Here is an 18,704-nt window from a genome sequence, read left to right on the forward strand (position 1 = left end):
CGAGACCTAAGCGGCCACGTAGTTGCCGGACAGGATCAGCAGCACCTGCACCGTGATCCCGGTCCCGTAGTAGTCCGTCGCGTCCGGGGACCACGACGAGATCGACGTCCACAGCTTGTCCAGCCACGCCTGGCTGCCCGGGTCCGTCATCGCCGCCACCGCGAACGGCGCGGTGAAGCACGGGTGCTGGCCGCTCTCCGTCTTCGAACCCGACAGCGAGTAGCCGCTCTGGATCTTCGCCGGGTCGCTGCCCGTCGCGGACTTGATCCACGTGTTCATCTTGCGGACCTGCGCGGTCGCCGCGCTGCCGGACGCCGAGATCGCGTCCGCGCCGAGGCGCCACGGGTCGCGGCAGGCGTTCCAGCTGTACTTGCCGTCGTACGGGCCCTCGAGGAAGTCCGCCGGCGCCGGCTTCGGCGTCGAGTTCGTGGTGACCACGAAGTCCGGCAGCAGCCCCGTGTTCGGCGCGTACTGCGATTGCAACTGGCTCACCGCGGTCTCCGAACGCGTCCGCACCGAGTCCCAGAAGCTGTCGCCGGTCGCCTTCGCGAACGCGCGCAGGTGCCCCGGCATCCAGTCCGACGAACGCGAGCTGTTCTTGTACTCCGCGTCGTTGCCCCAGTCGCCCAGCAGCGTGAACTTCGTGCTGTTGTTGACTTCGCTCTTCTTGATCGCGTTGATGATCCGGACGGCCTCGGCCTTGTAGTTCACCGAGCCCGTGCTGCCCCACTTCTTGTCCGCGATCAGCAGGCCGTACGCGATTTCGAGGTCGCCGTCGGTGGCGGAGTCGCTGCCGTTGACGCTCTTGCAGTTCGAGTCCTGCTCGGCCGCGTGCAGGTCCTTGTTGTTGACCGACGGGTGGGCCTTCACGAACTTCAGGATCCCGTCGACGATCGAGCGGGCCTGCGTGTCCTTGTCGGCCATCATGGCCGAGATCGTCAGGCCGTACCCCTCCCCTTCGGCGACGAAGGAGTGGTCGGCGTCCTTGGACAGCACGGCGTACGTGCCGCTGCCGCACTTGGTGGTGAGGAAGTTCTTCTTCCAGAAGTCGTAGTACTTCTGCAGCGCCTGGTCCTGCGTGGCCTGCGAGACGGACGGCCGCAGGGTCCCGGGTACGTACGGGGTACCGGCCGCGGACGCGGTCGCGGGCACGCTCAGCAGCCCGGCGGCCAGCGCGGCCGTGGCCACCACCGCGCGGATGGTTCTCTTCATCAGTCCTCCGGACAGACATCGTTGGCTGCGGCGACGGCGATCAGAGCGTGACAGAAGGTTCAAGACCAGGTCAAGACCGTTAGGAAACTTTCCTTACAATGACCGTGAGTGGTCTCACCCACCACCCGCACACCCGGACGGACTAGCGTGGACCGCATGATGATCGACCGCGGCGCGGACTTTCGCGCCTTCTGGACCGAACGCCGGCTGGCCACCCTGACGACGGTCCGGCCGGACGGCACCCCCCACGTCGTCGCGGTCGGCGTGACCGTGGACTTCGACGCCGGGCTCGCCCGCGTGATCACGTTCGACACGTCGGTCAAGGCCCGGCTGATCCGGGCCGCGGGCACCGAGGGCGTCCCGGTCGCGGTCTGCCAGCTGGAAGGCCCGAAGTGGTCCACTTTGGAGGGACGCGCGGTGCTGCGCGACGACCCTGAGTCGGTGCGCGACGCGGAAAACCGCTACGCCGTCCGCTACCGGCAGCCCAAGCCGAACCCGCAGCGGGTGGTCCTGGAGATCGCGGTGAGCCGGATCCTCGGCAACGCCTGAAGAGGTCGTGAGTGAGAAACAGTGTTAGAACACTGTTTCTCACTCACGAGGCCCGGGCGTGCACCAGCCGCGTGTACTCGGCCAGCAGGGTCGCCAGCTCGCTGTGCTCCCCCGCCGACGCCAGCTGCTGGTGTCCCACCAGCATCGCCATGCCCAGGGACGTCAGCGTCCGCGCGAGGTCGCGGTCGCCGACTAGGCCCTTGACCGCACTGCCGACCGTCCGCAGCCGTGCGGAGTCGACGCGTTTCTGCGCCGCCCGCACGGTTTCGTCGTTCGCCGCCCACGCGCGGATGGCGGCCTCGGCCTCGTGCGGCAGCCCCAGCGTCAGGTCCATCAGCGCGGCGAAATCCGCCGACGGGCCGCCGCTGCCGAAGTTCCGTTCGCGCAGGATGAGCACCTGACGGTTCTCCCAGTGGTCCAGGAGCTGGTCCACGAAGCCCGGCCAGCCGCCGAAGTGGTGGTAGAACGACCCGCTCGTCACGCCGAGGTCGCGGCACAGCCGGCCGACGTTCAGCTCGGTGAACCCGTGTTCCGCCAGCACGTCCAGCGCGGCCGCGAAGTACGCCTGCCGCGTCACCGAAGGCATCAGACGTTCCGGTCCCGGTCCCGCCAGTACGGTTCGCGCAGCGAGCGCTTGAGGATCTTGCCGGTCGCGTTGCGCGGCAACGCTTCCACGACGTCGACGCTGCGCGGGCACTTGTAGTGGGCCAGCCGCTCGCGGCAGAACTCCATGAGCTTGTCGGCGTCGAGCTGGTCGCCCGCGACGACGGCCTTGACCTGCTCGCCCCAGCGGTCGTCCGGCACGCCGATCACCGCCACCTCGGCCACGCCGGGGAACTCCGCGACGACGCGCTCGACCTCCGGCGAGTAGACGTTCTCGCCGCCGGTGATGATCATGTCCTTGACGCGGTCCTCGAGGAACAGGAACCCGCCGTCGTCGAGGCGGCCGACGTCGCCGGTGCGCACCCAGCCGTCCACGATGGTCTCCGCGGTCGCCTCGGGCTTGCCGAGGTAGCCGGACATCCGCTGCTCGGTGCGGATCCAGACCTCGCCGGTGGCACTGTCTTCGAGGGTCACCGGGTCGACGATCCGGATGTCCACACCGGACAGTGCGGTGCCCGCCGACGCCAGCCGCTCGGGGCGCGAAGTGTCCCGGTGCGCCTCCGGGTCGAGCGCGGTGACCGCGCCGGACAGCTCGGTCATGCCGTAGACCTGCGCGAACCGGACGTCCGGCCAGGCCGCGAGCACCGTGCGCAGCAACGGGAGCGGCATCGGCGAAGCGCCGTAGCAGAGGTACTTCAGCCGGGAGAACGCCTTGAGCGCGGCTTCGCCGGCCTGCGCGATCCCGGCGACCACGGCGGGCACCAGGAACGCGTGCGTGATCCCGGCCTGCAGCGCCGCGAACAACGACGCCGCGTCCGGCTCGCGCGTCAGGTAGGACGGTTCGCCGTACAGGAACCCGGAAACGGCGTAGCAGCTGCCGCCGACGTGGAACAGCGGCATCGCGACGAGGTTGACGTCACCCGGGCCGATCGGGAAGGCGGTGCCCGCGGCGAGGCCGTGCGCGATGACGCTGCGGTGGGTGAGCACCGCGCCCTTCGGGAAACCGGTGGTGCCGCTGGTGTACATGATCAGGACGCCGTCGTCCTCGTCGAGCCCGGACTCGGTGTGCGGCTCGGCACCGGCGAGAAAGGACTCGTACTCGTCGACGACCACCACGCGCTCGAGGGCCGGCAGCCGGTCGCGGATCGCTTCGAGCACGGAGAACAGTTCAGCGCCGACGAAAACGACCTTCGCGCCCGAATCGTTGAGGACGTAGGCCAGTTCGTCGCCGGAAAGCCGCCAGTTCACCACGGCGTTGGCCGCCCCGATCCCGGCCGCCGCGAACGTCGTCTCCAGGCAGGCGGGGTGGTTCTTGTCGACGAACGCGACGCGGTCGCCGCGGCCGACACCGGCTGCCGCAAGGGCACCGGACAGCCGCCGGACGCGCTCGTCGAACTCCGCCCAAGTCCACTGCCGGTCGCCGAAGATCAGCGCGGTGTCGCCGGGGCGTTCCCGCGCCCAATGCGTCAAGAGTTCGCCGAACAGCCGGATGCGAGGGCGGACGTCTTCGGACATCAGGGTGCTCCCTTGGGCCGGCGCTGGACCATAGACCGGTCTATGGTGCGTCGCGGTCGCCCGTCCGTCAATAGTGCCGGGTCAGGCGAACAGCGCCAGGAGGCCCTCGGTCGAGCGCACCACTACGTGCGCCGCGGTCCGCTCCGCGTGGGGCCGGTCCGGGCGTTCGGCCTCGTGCCGCCACCGCCGCAGCGCGTCCAGCCCCGCGTCGTAGATGTCGCCCGGGTCCGCGTCCGGCTCCAGGTTCAGGCGGTCCGCCGGGGCTGTGCCCTGGGCGCCGAGCAGCCGGACCGCCTCCTCCGCCGGTTCTCCGGACAACGCCGTGCGGCCGCCGCGGATGTCGGCGATCAGGCGCAGCTCACGGAAGTCGTGCGCGGCCGCCGCGAAGCGCTCCACCCGGGACACCAGCCGGTCGCCGCCCGGGCGCGGCTGGGCGGCGAGCAGGGCTTCCAGCCGGATGACGGCCGTGCGGGCCTTCAGCGCCTCGGCCCGCGCCACGAAACACCCGGCGAGGGTGTCCCGCAGCTCGCCGAGACCGCTGCGGCGGACCAGCTCCGCCGACAGCTTGACGCGGTCGTCGCAGCCGGTGCGGATCAGCGTCAGCGCCAGGCGGACGCCGAACATCCCGAACCGCACGACCAGCGACCGCCGCGTCTCGACCGGGATCGGCCCGGGGAAGGCCGGGTCGGTGAACGAGTCCACCGAAAGCACGTGCCGTTCCAGCTCTTCGCGCGGCACCGCCGCGAAGGCCGCCAGGAGGTCGAACTCGTCGTCGCGCAGGGACCGCCCGCCGTAGGCCAGCTGTCCCGCGACGGCGATCACGCCCAGGAACCCCGTGCACAGCGGGTCTTCGCGCCAGGCCCGGCGCGCCAGCTGCTTCGCGGTCAGCAACGCGTCGATCCGGCCCGCGCCGACCTCGTCGGCGCGCGCGAGCACCAGCACCGAGTTGACCGCGCTCTGCCGCGCGAACGCCGAGCCGCCCGGCGGGTGCGCCGCCGCGAGCTCGTCCGGTTCGAGGTGACGCACCAGCCGGACCGTCGCGTCCGGGAGGTCGTCGGCCGGGCCGGGGTCGTCCAGCAGCACGAGGTCGCGCAGCGCGCGCGTCGGCCATTCGCCCAGCGCGGCGGCGAGCGTCGTCTTCCCCGACGACGGCGCCCCGGTGAACCCGACGCGCAGCGGTTGCTCGAGCCGGTTCAGGCAGTCGTGCAGGACCGCCGAAGCCCGCGGGTCGTCGCGGTAGAGCCCGGCCGCGGCGTGCAGCAGGTCGCGGACGTCCCGCGTCACGCCGAAAGCTCCCGCGGCTTCCGCCCGGCGATCGTGCCGAGCTCGCCCGCGCGCTGGTGCAGCCCGGCCAGGCGGTCGATCTCCCGGCGGATGTGCCCGGTCTTGCGCTCGCGCTCGGCCGTGCCGGCCATGATCGTCTCGCGCTCGCGCGTCAGCTCGTCCGCGAGGTCCTCGGCCAGCCCGGTGAAGTGGTCGCGCAGCCGCCGCTGCACGACGCGGATCCCGTCGCGGAACTCCTTGCTGTAGCGCAGGAAGACGTCGTCGACGTGCCGTTGCGCGGCCTGCTTGGCGACGGCCTGGCGCCGCTGCAGGCGCATCCCGCCCTCGTCGCGGATCGTCTTCACCGCGAACGCCGCGCCCGCGCTGATCGACACCGGGTTGATCAGCGGCAGGCCCAGCCACGGCAGGCTGGTGACCAGGCCGAACATCAGCACGCCACCGTACGAGCCGCGCAGCCCGGTGAAGGCCTGCTGGCCGATCTTGAACTTCTCGATCTTCGGGCGCCGGACGTCGTCGAGGTTTTCGATACCCGAACCGTCGAGCGGCAGCTCGGGCAGCGCGCGGTCGTACTGGGCGCCGAAGCACGCCGCGACCGCCTGCGCGGTCCACTGCGCCCGCTCGGCCAGCCACGCGTAGTTCGTCTCGACGGCGTCGGCCAGGGTCTCGTCCAGCCAGGGCGCGAACTCGTCCCACACCTTCGCCGGATCGCCCTCGTCGAAGGTCTGGTCGATGGTGTTGACGATCTTGCGCGTCCGCTCGCGCAGGTCGTATTCGACGTCGCCCATCAGGTCGGTGACCTCGTCGGAAAGCAGGTTCTGCCACCGGGTGTTCTGCCGCCGCAGGTCGTCGGCCCGCCGTTGCGCGCGCTGCAGCAGCGCGGCCTGGCCGAGCCCGGCGTCCTGGGCGGCTGTATCGATGCGATCGCGCAGCGACTCGACGAGTTCCGCGGCGGCGGCGCGCACGCCGACGGCGGCGAGCAGCGCGCGGGACTGCTCCGGCGGCCGCGCGGCCTGCTCGGCGATCCACGTGAGCAGTTCGGGGAAACCGGAGCGGGCATTGAGATCCGCGTCACCGGCCTTCGCGGCGGCTTGGCGCACAACGGCCGAAACCGGCAGCACGGGCGCGTCGATCCCCGCCTCGGCGAGCATTCCGCGGTTGCGTTCGGCGACCGCGCGCCACCCCGGGGAGGCGTCGATCTTGGTGAGCGCCAGCACGACGTGCGGGCACCAGGTGCGGACGTGCCGGGCGAGCGCGAGCTCGGCGGCGCTGAGCGGCGCGGTGGCGTCGGAGACGAGGATCACGGCGTCCGCTTCGGCGAGCAGGTCGAGCGCGGCGGCGGTGCGCGGCGACCGCGGGTCGCCGACCGGCGGGGTGTCCACCAGGACGAGCCCGGCGGAAAGGAGCTCGCGCGGCATGCCGACCTCGACGCGGCTGAGCGTGCCGGCGGGCCGGGCGCCGAGCTCACCGGTGAGCCGTTCGACCGCGACGGGAGTCCGTTCGCGGGAGCGGCTGACCAGGGTGGCGGCGGGTTCCGAGGCGTAGCCGATCTCGGTCGGCACCTCGGGGGTCGGGGCGTCGCCGACCGCGCACACGGGCGCGTTCAGCACCGCGTTGAGCAGGTATCCCTTGCCCTGTTTGGGGAATCCGAGCACGCCGAGCCGGATCTGCCCCTCGGGGGCGTCACGACGTCTGCGGAGGCGCTCGGCGAGATCGGCGCGGCCGTGGGTGCGGCACGCGTCCAACGTCTCGTTGAGCACTTCGAGCCAAGCCGGTGCGGTCACAGCGGACGAGTGTCCCCGGTTTACTCCCCGTGCGCACACCGGGTGCCCGTCCCGCGGCTGCACCCAGACCGCGGGACGGGCACCGGTGACCGGTTCGGGGATCAGTGCCCGAGGTGGATGTCGTTCGACGCGATGTCACCGATGTGCAGGTTGCCCAGCGCGTTGTGGCTGACGTCCGACACGTCGGAGACCACGTCGTGGACGGCCGAAGCGTTGCCGCTGGCGATGTCGCCGACGTGGCTCACGACGTTGTGGTCGACGTTGATGCCGGTGGCGTTCGTCACGACGCTGGTGACGTCGCCGAGACCGTGGGTCGCGTGCGAGACCTCGTGGGTGACGTGCGAGACGTCGAGGTTGCCGGCGCCCTGGAGGATGCCGGTGAAGTCACCGACGTGGGTGGCGGTGTCGGTGAGGCCCGCCACGGCGCCCGTCAGGTCACCGGTGTGCGACGCGACCTCGTTGACCGGGCCGGACGCGGTGCTCAGCACCTCGGTGCCGATGGTGTGCGCGGTGCCGACGGCACCGACGACCGGCTGCTCGGCCAGCGTGGCCAGCGGCGCGATCGAGTTGGCGTCCGTCAGGTAGGCCGGGGCCGCCGTCAGGTTGGTCAGCGCGGCGGAGTCGAGGCCGCTCGCCAGGTCGCCACCGACGATGACGCTGGTGACGTTGCCCGCCAGCGCGGTGATGTTGCCCGCGTTGGTGATGTCGCTCACGCCCGGGACGGCGGGGAGGCCGAGGTCGCCCACGCCCGGCAGCGAGCCGGCGCCGAGGTCGCCGACGCCCGGCAGCTCCGGGACGGCCGGCAGGCCGAGGCCCGCGGTGAGCGCGGTGAGCTGGTCGATCGCACCCTGGATGCCGGGGGCGTCGGTGCCGACCGAGGACAGGTCGCCGACGACGGGGAGGGCGCCGACGGCCGGGAGGCTGTCGACCGGGACGAAGTCGAGCACCAGCGGGATGACCTCGTGCACGTCGGCGGCGCTGACGTCGCCGAGACCGGCGGCAGCGAGGGCGCCCTGCGGGTCCGTCCCGAAGGCCGCGAGGGCGGTCGGGTCGTTGAGCAGGTTCAGCGCGAAATCGTGCAACGTCTGCACGGAGTCCATGGGGTTTTCTCCTGGTCCGGTGGTTCGGGGGACGGCATCGGCCGCAAGGACCGCTGCTCTCCGACATCAAGTTAGGGAGCCGGTCCCCCCACGCACATCGGGGATCACTCCGAGTCGCAGGCCAGTCAGCCGATAGGGGATCGATATGTCATCGTTAGGGAGTTAGGGGGTCATCCGAGACGCACTCAGTTGGATTTAATCCTTCCAACCACTTGCTTGACTAACCCGTTTGGGTGAGGATGCCCCGAGCCCTAGGGGGATTCCGCACCCCCGATCGGCCCTGCGAGGTGAGGAGGAAGCGCCGTTGCCCTACGTCCTCGGGATCGATGTGGCACAAGGGCGGACCCACGCCGCGACCTGCCGCAGGCAAGCCCCCGGCTGGGGCGAACCCGAACCGCTCTGGCTGGGTGAACGGACTCCCGCCGCCGCGTCCGCGCTCTTCCTGGACGACGAGGGGTACCTGCTCACCGGGGACGCGGCCGCGCAGGCGGGCGCCCGGGTCCCGTCCCGGCTGCTCACCGGCTTCCACCGGCGGATCGGCGACGACGTGCCGATGCTCGTCGAAGGCGAGCCGTTCCCGCCCGAGACGCTGACGACCGTGCTCGTCGAAAGCATCGCCGAGCACGCCGCGAACCAGTTCGGCGGCGCCCCCCTCCACCTGGTGCTGACCCACCCCGGCGACTGGGGCGGCTACCGCCGTGACGTGCTGCGCCGAGCCCTGGCCGACGCCGGGTTCCCCTCGGTCGCGCTGGTCCCCGGCTCGATCGCCGCACTCGGCGCGCACCTGCCGCTCCCCGGTCCCGGCGCGCAGTTCGCCGGCGTCTGCGAGTTCGGCGCCGACGGCGTGAACGTCACGCTGGCCACGGCGACCGGCGCGAGCGGCTGGCAACCGACCGCGAGCGCCGAAGGCGTGGCCCCGGCCGCGGCGCTCAGCACGCTCTTCGCCCTCGCCGGCGCGGCATCGACGTCCCCCAAAGGGCTCGCCGGCGTGGTGTTCTGCGGCGACGTCCCGCCGCACGCGCTGCCGGCCCGCCCGCCGTGCCCGGTGTTCGCGGGACCGGTTCCGCCGGCGGCCGCCGCACTCGGCGCGGCCGCCCTCGCGGCGCTGCGCGCGGACCACCGGGGTACCCCGTACGAACCCCCTGCCGTCGAGACCACCCTGCTCCCCCAGGTGGACACGCTCGGTGACCTCGGTGAGCGGCCGCCCCGGCCGCCGGTCGAGATCACGCCGTTCGAGCTGCCCGAAAAGAGCAGCCCGATGAACCTGTTCCGGCGGCGGCGTCCCCTCGCCGCCGCGGTCCTCGTGTTCGCCGCGGCCATCTCGGCCGTCGTCATCACCGTCACCGCCCGCGAAGCCACCGCCGGCCCCGACTCCTCGCCCGCCCCGAGCCACTGCGCCCGCCCCGGCGCCCCCTCCGGTGAAGGTCACTGTTGAACACTCTGCTTTCGCAGGCTTCCCCGCTTCGCGCCGTCCCGGTGCACCCGGCGGCGCGACAGCTGCTCGACCAGGTCACGGCCGATCCGGCCGCGCCGCTGCGACTGGCCGTCGTCGCACCCGGCGGGTACGGCAAGAGCGTGCTGCTCGCCGCGCTCGACCGCTGCTACCGCGCGGCCCGCGTCGAGGCCCTGCTCGTCGACGACGCCGACAAGCTGGGTCCCGACCAGCTCGAGGAGCTGCTCACCGGCGCGGACGGGCCGATCGTCGTCGCGCACCGGCCGGCCGCGGTGGCGTCGAGCTGGACGCTGCTGCAGCTCGGCCCCCTGGGCGTCGAGGACGTCGCGCGGCTGATCTCGGCGGTGACGGGTTCGGCCGCCGACCCCGCCGCGGCGGCCGACCTGCACGCGCGCAGCGGCGGGGTGCCGCGGCTGGCCGAGCGGGAGCTGCGCGGACGGCTGGAGGAGTTCCGGCCGGAGCTGGACGAGCTCGACGACGACGTCCTGCGCTACCTGATCGCGGCCGAAGCCGGGGCCGGACGCAACCTCGACCTGCTGTGCGCACTGCTGGACCGCGGACCCGACCAGCTGCCCGCGATCGTCGACGCAGCCCGCGCGACCGGGCTGCTCGGTCCGGACGACGCGCTGCTGCCGCTGGCCGCGGCCGCGGTCCGCGACTTCGGCCCGCCCGCGCGCCGGCTGACGACGGTGCAGCGCCTCGTCGAGCTGCAGCTGGCGAACGGCCTCCCGGTGCTCGACCTGGCGCGCTCACTGCTCGGCACGGGCAGCTCCGGCGCATCCGCGGCGGCCGCGTTCGCCGCGGCGGCCGCGGAAGCCCTGCCGGCCGACGCGCGGCTGGCGACCCGGCTGTTCGAGGCAGCGGCCGAGGCGGGCGACCGCTCCCCCGCCGTCACGGTCGGGTGGGCGCGCGCGACCGCGTTGTCCGGCGACCTGGACACAGCGCTGCGCCTCGGCGACGGGATGCTCGGCGCGGCCGACCCCGAAACCCGCGCGGCCGGGGCGGCGATCGCGGCCACCGTGCTCGCGCACCGCGGGGAGCTGGCTCGCAGCGCGGAGCTGTATCACTGGGCGTCGCGCAGCATCGAGACGGTGACATCCGGCGGAGCCGGGCACCCAGGGGACGCCGGCGCCTGGGCGGGGGCCGATGCGTTCGCGGCGATCGCGCTGGTCGGCACCGGCGATCTCGACGGCGCCCGGCGGCTCCTCGAATCCCCGGCGCCCGGCGTAGCCCCGACGTTGTTCGCCGGCGCGGCCACCCGGATGGCCCGCGGCGTCGCCGATTCGGTGTCCGGCTGCGCAACGGAGACGTTGTCGACCTTGCTCGGCGCGGCGGCGATGCTGGAGCCGGCACTGGGCGGCACGTTGCTGCCCGACAGCCCGGCGGCGCTGGCCGCCCTCGCCGCGCTCCACACGGGTGAGCTGGCGCTGGCGGAGCCGGTGCTGACCCGAGCCCTCGACGGCGGGATCGGCGGCGACCTGTTGTCGGTGCGCCACCGCCTGCTGCTGGGCTGGGTCGCGATGACGGCGGGCGACCTCGCGACGGCGGCCGGACACCGCGACGCCGTCGCCGGCCGCACGCTGGAGGCCCGCGACGAGCTGTTCTTCGCGACGCTGGAGCTCGGCTTGGCGCGCCGGGCCAGCGATCTGGTGGGGTTGCAGCGGTCGTGGCACCGCGCGTACCAGGCGTCGATGCGCCAGCAGACGGACCTGTTCACCCTGCTGCCGCTGGGCGAGCTGGCGATCGCGGCGGCCCGCACCGGCGCGTACGCGAAGATTTCGGGTCAGCTGGAACGAGCCCACACCCTGCTGGCACGCCTCGGCGAGCCTCCATTATGGACGGTCTCGCTGGTGTGGCACGAGCTGCACGCGGCGATCACCCTGGAGGACGCGGACGCGGCGAAGGCCCACCTGGCGACGTTGGCGACGCACGCCCACTGCGGCCGTTACCCGAGCGCGCTGGCCACGGCGGCCCAGTGCTGGCTGTCGGTCCTGAGCGGCACGTTCGCCCCGGACACGATCGCGGCGGCGGCGGCCGAGATGCACGACCTGGGCCTGCGCTGGGACGCGGCCCGCTTGGCCGGCCAGGCGGCGATCCGCACGTCCGACCGCAAGGCGATGGTCCAGCTGCTCGAGGCGGCCCGCCAGTTCCAGGGAACGGCGGCCCGCCGAGAGCCGGGAACCTCGGAGCCCGCGTCGGCCGGAACGGGCTTGGCGGCGCTGAGCGAGCGAGAGCTCGAGGTGGCCCGGCTCGTGGTGGAGGGTCTGACGTACAAGCAGGCGGGCTCGAAGCTGTTCATTTCCGGGAAGACGGTGGAGCACCACATGGCCCGGATCCGGGGCAAGCTGGGGGCGGCCGATCGGCGGGAGCTGCTCGCGACCTTGCGAGAGCTGCTTTCCCGCCCGGACGCCCCCTGACCCCGCCCGCGGTCAGGCCGCGGTCGTCGTCGTGAAAGACGCCGCCGGACCCGTTCCTGTCGCCGTCACCGCCGCGACCGTGAACGTGTACGCCGTCGCGGGCTTCAGGTCGTCCACCACCCGCGTCATGCCCTTGATCGTCGGCTGCGTCACCAGGGCGTCGCGGCCCTCCACCGCGATCGTGCGGCCGTCCGACACCGTGATCACGTAGCCCAGCACCGGGGTGTCCCCCGTCGCCGCCGGCGGGTTCCAGCGGATCGAGGCCGCCGTCGCGCTCGGCAGTGCCTTCGCGCTCGTCGGGACGCCCGGCGGCACGGCCGGCTTCGGGCCGGGTGTCACCGGGGCCGCGGCCAGGGACGGCGCACCCGTGCCGTTGGCGTTGCGCGCCGAAACCGTCACAGTGTACGCCGTCCCGTCCGTCAGGCCCGGGACTTCCGCGTACGCGCGCTTCGCGAAGTCGGCCGCGGACACCGTCGCCGACTTCGCGTGGCCGCCACCCGTCGCCGTCACCACGTACTCCGTCACCGGCGCGTTGTTGAACGCGTAGGTCGGGTTCCAAGTCGCGTACAGCTTTCCCGAGACCGCGAACGTGCCGACCCGCGACGGCGCTTCGGGCGGCGCCGCTGCGCCGACCCGGCGGGTGAGAAGACCGCGGTAGGCCGGTTCGAGACCCGCGTTCGCGACGATCGCCGCCGGGGCGTCGGCCGGGTGGGCCAGGAGCTTGTTGCCACGCAGGATCGCGCCCTTGTCGACCTTGTCGCGGTCGCCCTGCTCCCAGTAGTTGTCCTCGGTCAGTGTCGGGTCGTTGTTCCCGAGGCCGTCGCGGTAGTCGACGTGCACGGTGCCGACGTTGGCGTACGCCATGCGGTACAGGACGTTGCCGCGGATCGTCTCGTACGTGTTGCCGTTGTCGGTGTAGACGCCCTTGCCGAGCCCCCACTGGTCGTGCACGACGTTGCCGGTGACCTTCTCCCCGTCGTCGAGGGAGCTGCCGGTGATGCCCTGGGTGTAGATGCCGCCCCCGTCGTCCAGCATCAGCATGTAGTCGAAGATCAGGTTGTCCGAGACGGCGTTGTCGTGCGACAGGTTCGGCGTCGCCGGGCGCTGGATCTTGTCCGGCCAGCCGCCCCAGCCGACGGAGACGGCCGAGTAGCCGACGTGGTCGATCTGGTTGTGGGCAATGGTGTTCCGCACGGTGTAGCCGTTGACGATCGGGACGCCGCCGTGGAACTCGCGTGGCAGGCCGTAGAGGTGGTTGTCGGTCACCGCGACGTCGCGCACGACGTCGACGTCGGTGTCCGTGGTCGGCTTGTCGACTCCGCCGATCTGCACGCCGTTGCCCGAGATGTCGGTGAAGATGTCACCACGGACCTGCGATTCCTTGGTGCCGTCGACGAGGTCGAGCCCGGCACCACCGAGGTGGGCGAACACACTGTCGGAGAACTCGACGCGCCGGCCGTGGGACACGGAGACGTTCGCGGGTTCGCGCGTCCACGAGGCGTACGGGCAGGTACCGCCGGGCACGAACTGGCAGAGACCTTGGACGGCCCAGCCGTCGGGGCCGGTGTTCGTGTACCCGGCCTGGATTTCGGAGAAGCCCTCCGGCGACGACGGCCTGAGCCACGTCGCGTACGAGTAGCGCAACCCGCGGAAAGCGACGTCGTGGATCGGCGCTTCGGCCGTACCCCGCGCGTCGACGAGCTTTTCCAGCACGGGCATCTCGACATCGGCGCGGCGCAGGTCCTGGCCCGCGGCCGGCAGGTAGTAGACGAGGTGGGCGGACCGGTCGAGGTACCACTCGCCCGGGTTGTCGAGCAGCTCGAAAGCGTTTTCCGCGTAGGTCGGGTGCCGGCCGTTGGTGAGATCGGCCGGGCCGACCATGTTCACGCTGCGGCCGGGGATGTCCGGGAACAGGACGCGCTTCGTCGAGTTGTCCCAGCACGGCTGGGCCATCGTGATCGTCGTGCCCTCCGCCGCGGCGAGCGGGCAGCGCGGCTCGGTCCACTGGCCGAGGCCGTCCCGCTGGATGTTCCAGAGCGCTTCGCCCGCGGTGTAGACGAACTCGATGTCCTTCGGGTTGCGCCAGTGCGCCAAGGTGTCCGCGCTCGCGGTGTACCCGGTGCTGGTCGCCTTGACGGTCACGGGCAGCGGGCCGCGAGCACGTTGCTCACGGACACCGTCGACGTAGAGCTGCCGGGTGTTGTCCAGCCCGGCGGGTGCGGCCGCGGCGAACAGGCCGGGACGGCCCGGGACCGGCCGCCAGCCGGTGACGCGCACTCCGCCGTTCAGCTCGGTGTCCCCGCTGCCCTGCCAGATCACGCGGTGGCCGTTGCCGCCGGAGTCCCTGGCATCGAGGCGCAACGGCTGCCCCAACCGGAAGACACCGGGGGCGAGGTGCACGGTGAGGTCGCGAGTGAGGTGCGGCGCCCGCTGGCGCACGAGGTCGCGCGCCTTGTCCAGCGTCCGCACAGGCTGGCGCGCGCTACCCGGCGCGCGGTCGGAGCCGGCGGGCGAGACGTAGACGTCGCGGCTCGCGGAGCCAGGATCCGCGGCAGCCACCGGGCCGGTCGCGGCGAGCAGGGCGCCCGCCCCCAGGAGAACGGTCGCCACGGTGCGGCGCCGCTTCGAGCCCCACTTGATCAGCATGGGAGAAACATAGGATCTCTGGGCGACGGTGTCGACAAATTCCCGCTCACCGGGGCATGGTGTCACCTAATCATCGGATGGGTAGGCCGCCGAACAGCGGCACCGCCGCTTCTGGCACCCCGAGAGCAGCCCCCACCCTCTCCGGGGGACCGGCCCCGCTTCCAGCGTACTGGGGGTGTCCGACAGGAAAGGAAAATGAGCGCCGGCGAGAGCGAGTTGTCCACATCACGGCCGGGCTGTGGACTGCCGTGAGTCAGTCGCGGCTGGGGCCGAACCTTTCCGTGCGGATGCGGTGCGGGTCGTGGCCCAGGGCGACCAGGATGTCCGCCGCCGTCTGGACGAAACCGTTGGGTTCTCGTTGGACGCGCGTTGCCGGGGAGCGTGCGGATCACAGAAGTAGACCGGCGTAGCGGTGGCCTGGGTGAACTGGGCGCGACCGGCCCCGCTTCCAGCGTACTGAGGGTGCCCGACAGGACGGGAAAATGAGCGCCGGCGGGAGCGAGTTGTCCACATCACGGCCGGGCTGTGGACTGCCTCGGGTCAGTCGCGGCTGGGGCCGAACCTTTCCGTGCGGATGCGGTGCGGGTCGTGGCCCAGGGCGACCAGGATGTCCGCCGCCGTCTCGACGAAACCTGTTGGGCCGCAGATGAAGCACGCTGCGCCGAACTCCGCCGGCCAGCCCGCCGTGTTGAGCGTGGCCACGTCGATGCGTCGGGGGATTCCCGGGCGGCCCTCCGGCAGCTCGCGCGTGTACACGTACGTGATGTCCAGCCCCAGTACCGGCGTGCGCAGCTCGTCGGCGTAGTACAGCTCGGCCGGGGTGCGCAGCGAGTAGATCAGCTTGAACGGCGTGCGGACGCCCGCCGCCCGGCGGGCGCGGATCATCGCCATCACCGGGACGATGCCCGAGCCGCCCGCGATCAGGAGGACCGGTGCCGGGTCCGCCGGGCGCCAGACGAACCAGCCGCCGACCGGGCCGCGGATCTCCACCGGGTCGCCGATCGCGTACGGGCCGGCAAGGTGCTCGGACACTTCGCCGTCGGCGACGCGCTGGACCGTCAGCTCGACGCGGTCACCGTCGGCGGGGGCGGCGAGCGAGTAGCTGCGCTGCGCGCGGTAACCGTCGGCCGCGGTGAGGCGGACGTCGACGTGCTGCCCCGCCAGGTGACCCGGCCAGCCGGGCAGGTCGAAGACGAGCGTGCGGGCCGTCGGCGTCTCGTCGCGGAATTCGGCCAGGCGGGCGACCCGCCAGGCTAGTCGCCCTGATACCGCTGTTCGCGCCATGGATCCCCGTAGTCGTGGTAGCCGACGTTCTCCCAGAAACCGGGCTCGTCCCGGGTCTTCAGCTCGAGCCCGCGCACCCACTTCGCGGACTTCCAGAAGTACAGGTGCGGGACCAGCAGCCGAGCCGGGCCGCCGTGCTCCGGGGTCAGCGGCTTGCCGCCGTACTCGTAGGCGATCCAGGCCTGGCCGTCGAGCAGGTCGGCGAGCGGCAGGTTCGTGGTGTAGCCGCCGTAGGAATGCACCATGACGTAGTCGGCGGCCGTGTCGAGCCCGCCGACCAGGGTGTCCACCGCGACGCCGCGCCAGCGAGTGTCCAGTTTGGACCACTGGGTGACGCAGTGGATGTCCACTGTGGGCTTCTCGCTGGGCAGGGCCATCAGCTCCGCCCAGCTCCAGGCGTGCTTTTCCCCGGTCTCGGTGGTGACCGTGAACTCCCACGTCTCGGTGCGCACGCGCGGGGTCGGACCGGCCGACAGCACGGGGAAGTCCTCGGCGAGGTACTGCCCGGGTGGCAGGCGCGGGTTGCCGCTGCGATCCCGGCCGCGGAACCCTGGTGTCACGACGCCCATCGCGGCCCTCCTTCCCGGTCGGCCAGAGCCTACGCCCGGACGCGCAGCCCGAGCGACGTGACGAGCACCGCAGCCTGTTCGGGTGACACGATCGCGCCGGCCAGCTCCGCGTTCACCGGGTCGAGCGCCGAAAGGTCGCTGCCCCGCAGGTCAGCCCGGGGCAGCTTGACGGCGTGCAGCGTCGCCGCCGAAAGGTCGACGTCGGCGAACACGGCGTCGGCGCAGTTCGCCCCGGTGAGGTCGACCTCGCGCATGCGGACCCCGTGGAAGGCGACCGACCGCAGGTCGGCACCCGCCAGCCCGGCGAACGACCAGTCGCCGCCGGTGACCCGCAACGGGCGCAGCTCGCACTCGCTGAACGTCGCGCCGACGAGCTTGCACCCGGTGAACTCGGCGTCGAAGAAGTTGCACCGCCTGAAGGCGCAGCCGGTGAAGGCCGAGTCCGTGTGCCGGGACGCGTTGAAGCGCACGTTGCCGAACACGCAGTCGGTGAAGACCGAGTTCCGCGTGTGCGCCTCCGAGAAGTCGATCTCGAGGAACTCGCACCGCACGTAGTGCCGTCCGGTGATCTCCTCCCCGTACCAATCGTCGCGGACGAACCGCTGTTCCTCGACGGGTGGATCTTGCGTGGCATCGGACACCCCGTCAGGCTAGCGGCAGTTTCCGACTCCGAAGGGTTCCGCGCATGCTCGATGCTCACGCCGTCCGGGCGGCCGTGCCGATGACCGCCGCGGTCGACGCGGTGCGGGAGGCCTTCCTCGACCTCGCCGCCGGCCGTTTCGTGGTGCCGCAACGGTTGTCCTTCGGTGGTGGCACGACGCTGGTGATGAGCGCCTGCCACACGCCGACGTCGACGACGGTGGTGAAGACGCTCAGCCTGGTCGCCGGCCGCACGCCGATGATCCTCGGGACGCTGGTGTGGAACACCGCCGCGGGCCAGGTGGTCGCCGACGCGATCGAGGTGACGACGTTGCGCACGGGCGCTGCGTCCGGCGTCGCGACGGACCTGCTCGCGCCGGCCACCGCCAGCCGCTTGGCACTCCTCGGCACCGGCGCGCAGGCCGCCGACCAAGTGCGGGCGGTGGCGGCGGTGCGGCCGGTGAGCCGGCTGGCGGTGTTCGGGCGGGATCCGTCGCGTGCTCACGGCTTCGCCGACCGCTTGCGGGCCGAGTTCCCGGGAATCGTGACGCGGGTCGCCGCTTCGGCTGCTGATGCGGTCTCCGATGCGGAGATCGTTTGCTTTGCTACTTCGTCTTCGACTCCTCTCTTCGACGTGGATGACTTGCCTGAGCGGGTTCACGTCAATGCGATCGGGTCTTACCTGCCTTCCATGCGGGAGCTTCCGGCCGAGTTGCTCGGTTCTGCCGCGTGCGTCGTCGTGGATCAGGTAGAGGCGGTGCTCGAGGAGGCCGGTGAGGTGATCCACGCGGTGGAGGGCGGGCTCGTCGAACGGTCCTCTTTGGTCGAACTCGGTGACGCGCTGGGTTCGCCGCCGGTCGTGAGTGGGCGGACGGTGTTCAAGTCGGTGGGTCTCGCCGTGCAGGACTGGGCCATCGCCCGGCTGCTAGGTGAAGCCGGAACGCGCTGACGGTCAGAGCCCCGCACCGAACTCGCGTGATCGAGAGCGGAACTCGCGTGATCAAGGACGGAACTCACGTGATTGGAGCCGGAACTCGCGTGATTGGGGCCGTGACTCGCGTGACTGAGCGGGCATCGCGCGTGACTGGGCGGGCATCGAGCGTGATGGGGAGGGCATCGGAGGGGGCGACTGAGTGTGCGGAAGGGGCGGCGAAGAGCAACGGGAGCCGCCGAACGGCGCAATCTTGGGCTTGGAGCGTTTGACCGGTCACCCGATCCGGGAATTTTCCGGGCATGTCTCCTTGGCGAACCACCACCAGACGGAACACGGCCGTGCGGGTAATCACGGCGATCGGCGCGATCTTCGCGGGGATCGAAGTCCTTTACATGATCATGGTGCTCGCCGGTGCGAACGCCGGCAACGCTTTCTTCATCTTCATCAAGTCACTGGCGGTTCCTCTCGCGTTGTTCTTCCCGGGCCTGTTCCCGGTGGACAACCCCAGCCTGGCCGTGATCCTCGACTTCGGCCTGGCCGCGGTGTTCTGGCTGGTCATCACCGGCATCATCGCCCGGTTCGCCGGCCGGTGACCGGCGGGCGACGCCGCCCTCCGCACTGCCACCTGCCGTCACCGCCCCCTCCGGTGGCGGCAGGTGGTTCACCACCTTTGCCGGCGGGTACGGCAAGCCACCGCACCCGCTTCCGGGACGGCGCG

Annotated in this window: 15 protein-coding genes and 1 pseudogene; 5 read left to right on the forward strand and 11 right to left on the reverse strand. The window is 71.9% G+C overall.

Features of this window, described 5'->3' with window-relative positions; genetic code table 11:
- Nucleotides 1-6: 6 nt before the first annotated feature.
- Nucleotides 7-1,212 (reverse strand): glycosyl hydrolase family 8, encoded by a 1,206-nt coding sequence (locus AB0M59_RS38080; RefSeq protein WP_364625137.1) that lies wholly within the window; start codon nt 1,210-1,212, stop codon nt 7-9.
- A 156-nt stretch (nt 1,213-1,368) separates the two neighbouring features.
- On the opposite strand from AB0M59_RS38080, the gene AB0M59_RS38085 reads away from it, so the two are divergent.
- The gene (locus AB0M59_RS38085) at nt 1,369-1,761 is read left to right on the forward strand and encodes a TIGR03618 family F420-dependent PPOX class oxidoreductase (RefSeq protein WP_364625139.1); all 393 of its coding nucleotides are present in this window, start codon (nt 1,369-1,371) and stop codon (nt 1,759-1,761) included.
- A 43-nt stretch (nt 1,762-1,804) separates the two neighbouring features.
- Here AB0M59_RS38085 and AB0M59_RS38090 read toward each other — a convergent pair whose 3' ends face one another.
- The 5 genes from AB0M59_RS38090 to AB0M59_RS38110 all read right to left on the reverse strand — a co-directional run bounded on the left by AB0M59_RS38090 (nt 1,805) and on the right by AB0M59_RS38110 (nt 8,044).
- Nucleotides 1,805-2,347, reverse strand: coding sequence for a TetR/AcrR family transcriptional regulator (locus AB0M59_RS38090; RefSeq protein WP_364625141.1), 543 nt, complete (start codon nt 2,345-2,347; stop codon nt 1,805-1,807).
- Nucleotides 2,347-3,879 (reverse strand): long-chain fatty acid--CoA ligase, encoded by a 1,533-nt coding sequence (locus AB0M59_RS38095; protein ID WP_364625142.1) that lies wholly within the window; start codon nt 3,877-3,879, stop codon nt 2,347-2,349. Before AB0M59_RS38095 ends, AB0M59_RS38090 begins: the two co-directional genes overlap by 1 nt.
- A gap of 81 nt (nt 3,880-3,960) precedes the next feature.
- Nucleotides 3,961-5,163, reverse strand: a complete 1,203-nt coding sequence (locus tag AB0M59_RS38100) for a GTPase (protein WP_364625146.1) — start codon at nt 5,161-5,163, stop codon at nt 3,961-3,963.
- Entirely contained in the window at nt 5,160-6,944 is a 1,785-nt protein-coding gene (locus AB0M59_RS38105) for a dynamin family protein (RefSeq protein ID WP_364625149.1), read from the reverse strand. The genes AB0M59_RS38100 and AB0M59_RS38105 overlap by 4 nt, the downstream gene beginning before the upstream one ends.
- Before the next feature lie 101 nt (nt 6,945-7,045).
- Nucleotides 7,046-8,044: an IniB N-terminal domain-containing protein gene (locus AB0M59_RS38110; RefSeq protein WP_364625151.1), complete on the reverse strand. Its 999-nt coding sequence runs from the start codon at nt 8,042-8,044 to the stop codon at nt 7,046-7,048.
- 304 nt (nt 8,045-8,348) lie between these two features.
- On the opposite strand from AB0M59_RS38110, the gene AB0M59_RS38115 reads away from it, so the two are divergent.
- Together AB0M59_RS38115 and AB0M59_RS38120 are read left to right on the forward strand one after the other, a co-directional pair.
- Nucleotides 8,349-9,479 (forward strand): molecular chaperone DnaK, encoded by a 1,131-nt coding sequence (locus AB0M59_RS38115; RefSeq protein WP_364625153.1) that lies wholly within the window; start codon nt 8,349-8,351, stop codon nt 9,477-9,479.
- Entirely contained in the window at nt 9,476-11,914 is a 2,439-nt protein-coding gene (locus tag AB0M59_RS38120) for a helix-turn-helix transcriptional regulator (RefSeq protein WP_364625156.1), read from the forward strand. Before AB0M59_RS38115 ends, AB0M59_RS38120 begins: the two co-directional genes overlap by 4 nt.
- A gap of 12 nt (nt 11,915-11,926) precedes the next feature.
- Here AB0M59_RS38120 and AB0M59_RS38125 read toward each other — a convergent pair whose 3' ends face one another.
- The 5 genes and pseudogenes from AB0M59_RS38125 to AB0M59_RS38145 form a co-directional block, all read right to left on the reverse strand.
- The gene (locus AB0M59_RS38125) at nt 11,927-14,560 is read right to left on the reverse strand and encodes a fibronectin type III domain-containing protein (protein WP_364625159.1); all 2,634 of its coding nucleotides are present in this window, start codon (nt 14,558-14,560) and stop codon (nt 11,927-11,929) included.
- A 253-nt stretch (nt 14,561-14,813) separates the two neighbouring features.
- A pseudogene (locus tag AB0M59_RS38130) lies at nt 14,814-14,912 on the reverse strand (oxidoreductase); the annotation flags it as partial.
- Nucleotides 14,913-15,100: 188 nt separating this feature from the next.
- Nucleotides 15,101-15,844, reverse strand: coding sequence for a ferredoxin reductase (locus tag AB0M59_RS38135; RefSeq protein ID WP_364625162.1), 744 nt, complete (start codon nt 15,842-15,844; stop codon nt 15,101-15,103).
- Nucleotides 15,814-16,413, reverse strand: coding sequence for a sulfite oxidase-like oxidoreductase (locus AB0M59_RS38140; RefSeq protein ID WP_364625165.1), 600 nt, complete (start codon nt 16,411-16,413; stop codon nt 15,814-15,816). The genes AB0M59_RS38135 and AB0M59_RS38140 overlap by 31 nt, the downstream gene beginning before the upstream one ends.
- A 29-nt stretch (nt 16,414-16,442) precedes the next feature.
- A complete protein-coding gene (locus AB0M59_RS38145) occupies nt 16,443-17,054 on the reverse strand; it encodes a pentapeptide repeat-containing protein (protein ID WP_364625168.1) in 612 nt (203 codons plus the stop codon).
- A 44-nt stretch (nt 17,055-17,098) separates the two neighbouring features.
- Between AB0M59_RS38145 and AB0M59_RS38150 the strand changes: the two genes are divergently transcribed.
- On the forward strand, nt 17,099-18,001 hold the full coding sequence (locus AB0M59_RS38150; protein WP_364625302.1) for an ornithine cyclodeaminase family protein: 903 nt from the start codon (nt 17,099-17,101) through the stop codon (nt 17,999-18,001).
- A 323-nt stretch (nt 18,002-18,324) separates the two neighbouring features.
- A complete protein-coding gene (locus AB0M59_RS38155; RefSeq protein ID WP_364625171.1) occupies nt 18,325-18,579 on the forward strand; it encodes a hypothetical protein in 255 nt (84 codons plus the stop codon).
- The last annotated feature ends 125 nt before the right edge of the window (nt 18,580-18,704 follow it).

This window comes from Amycolatopsis sp. NPDC051371 (genome assembly GCF_040682155.1).
GTDB lineage: Bacteria > Actinomycetota > Actinomycetes > Mycobacteriales > Pseudonocardiaceae > Amycolatopsis.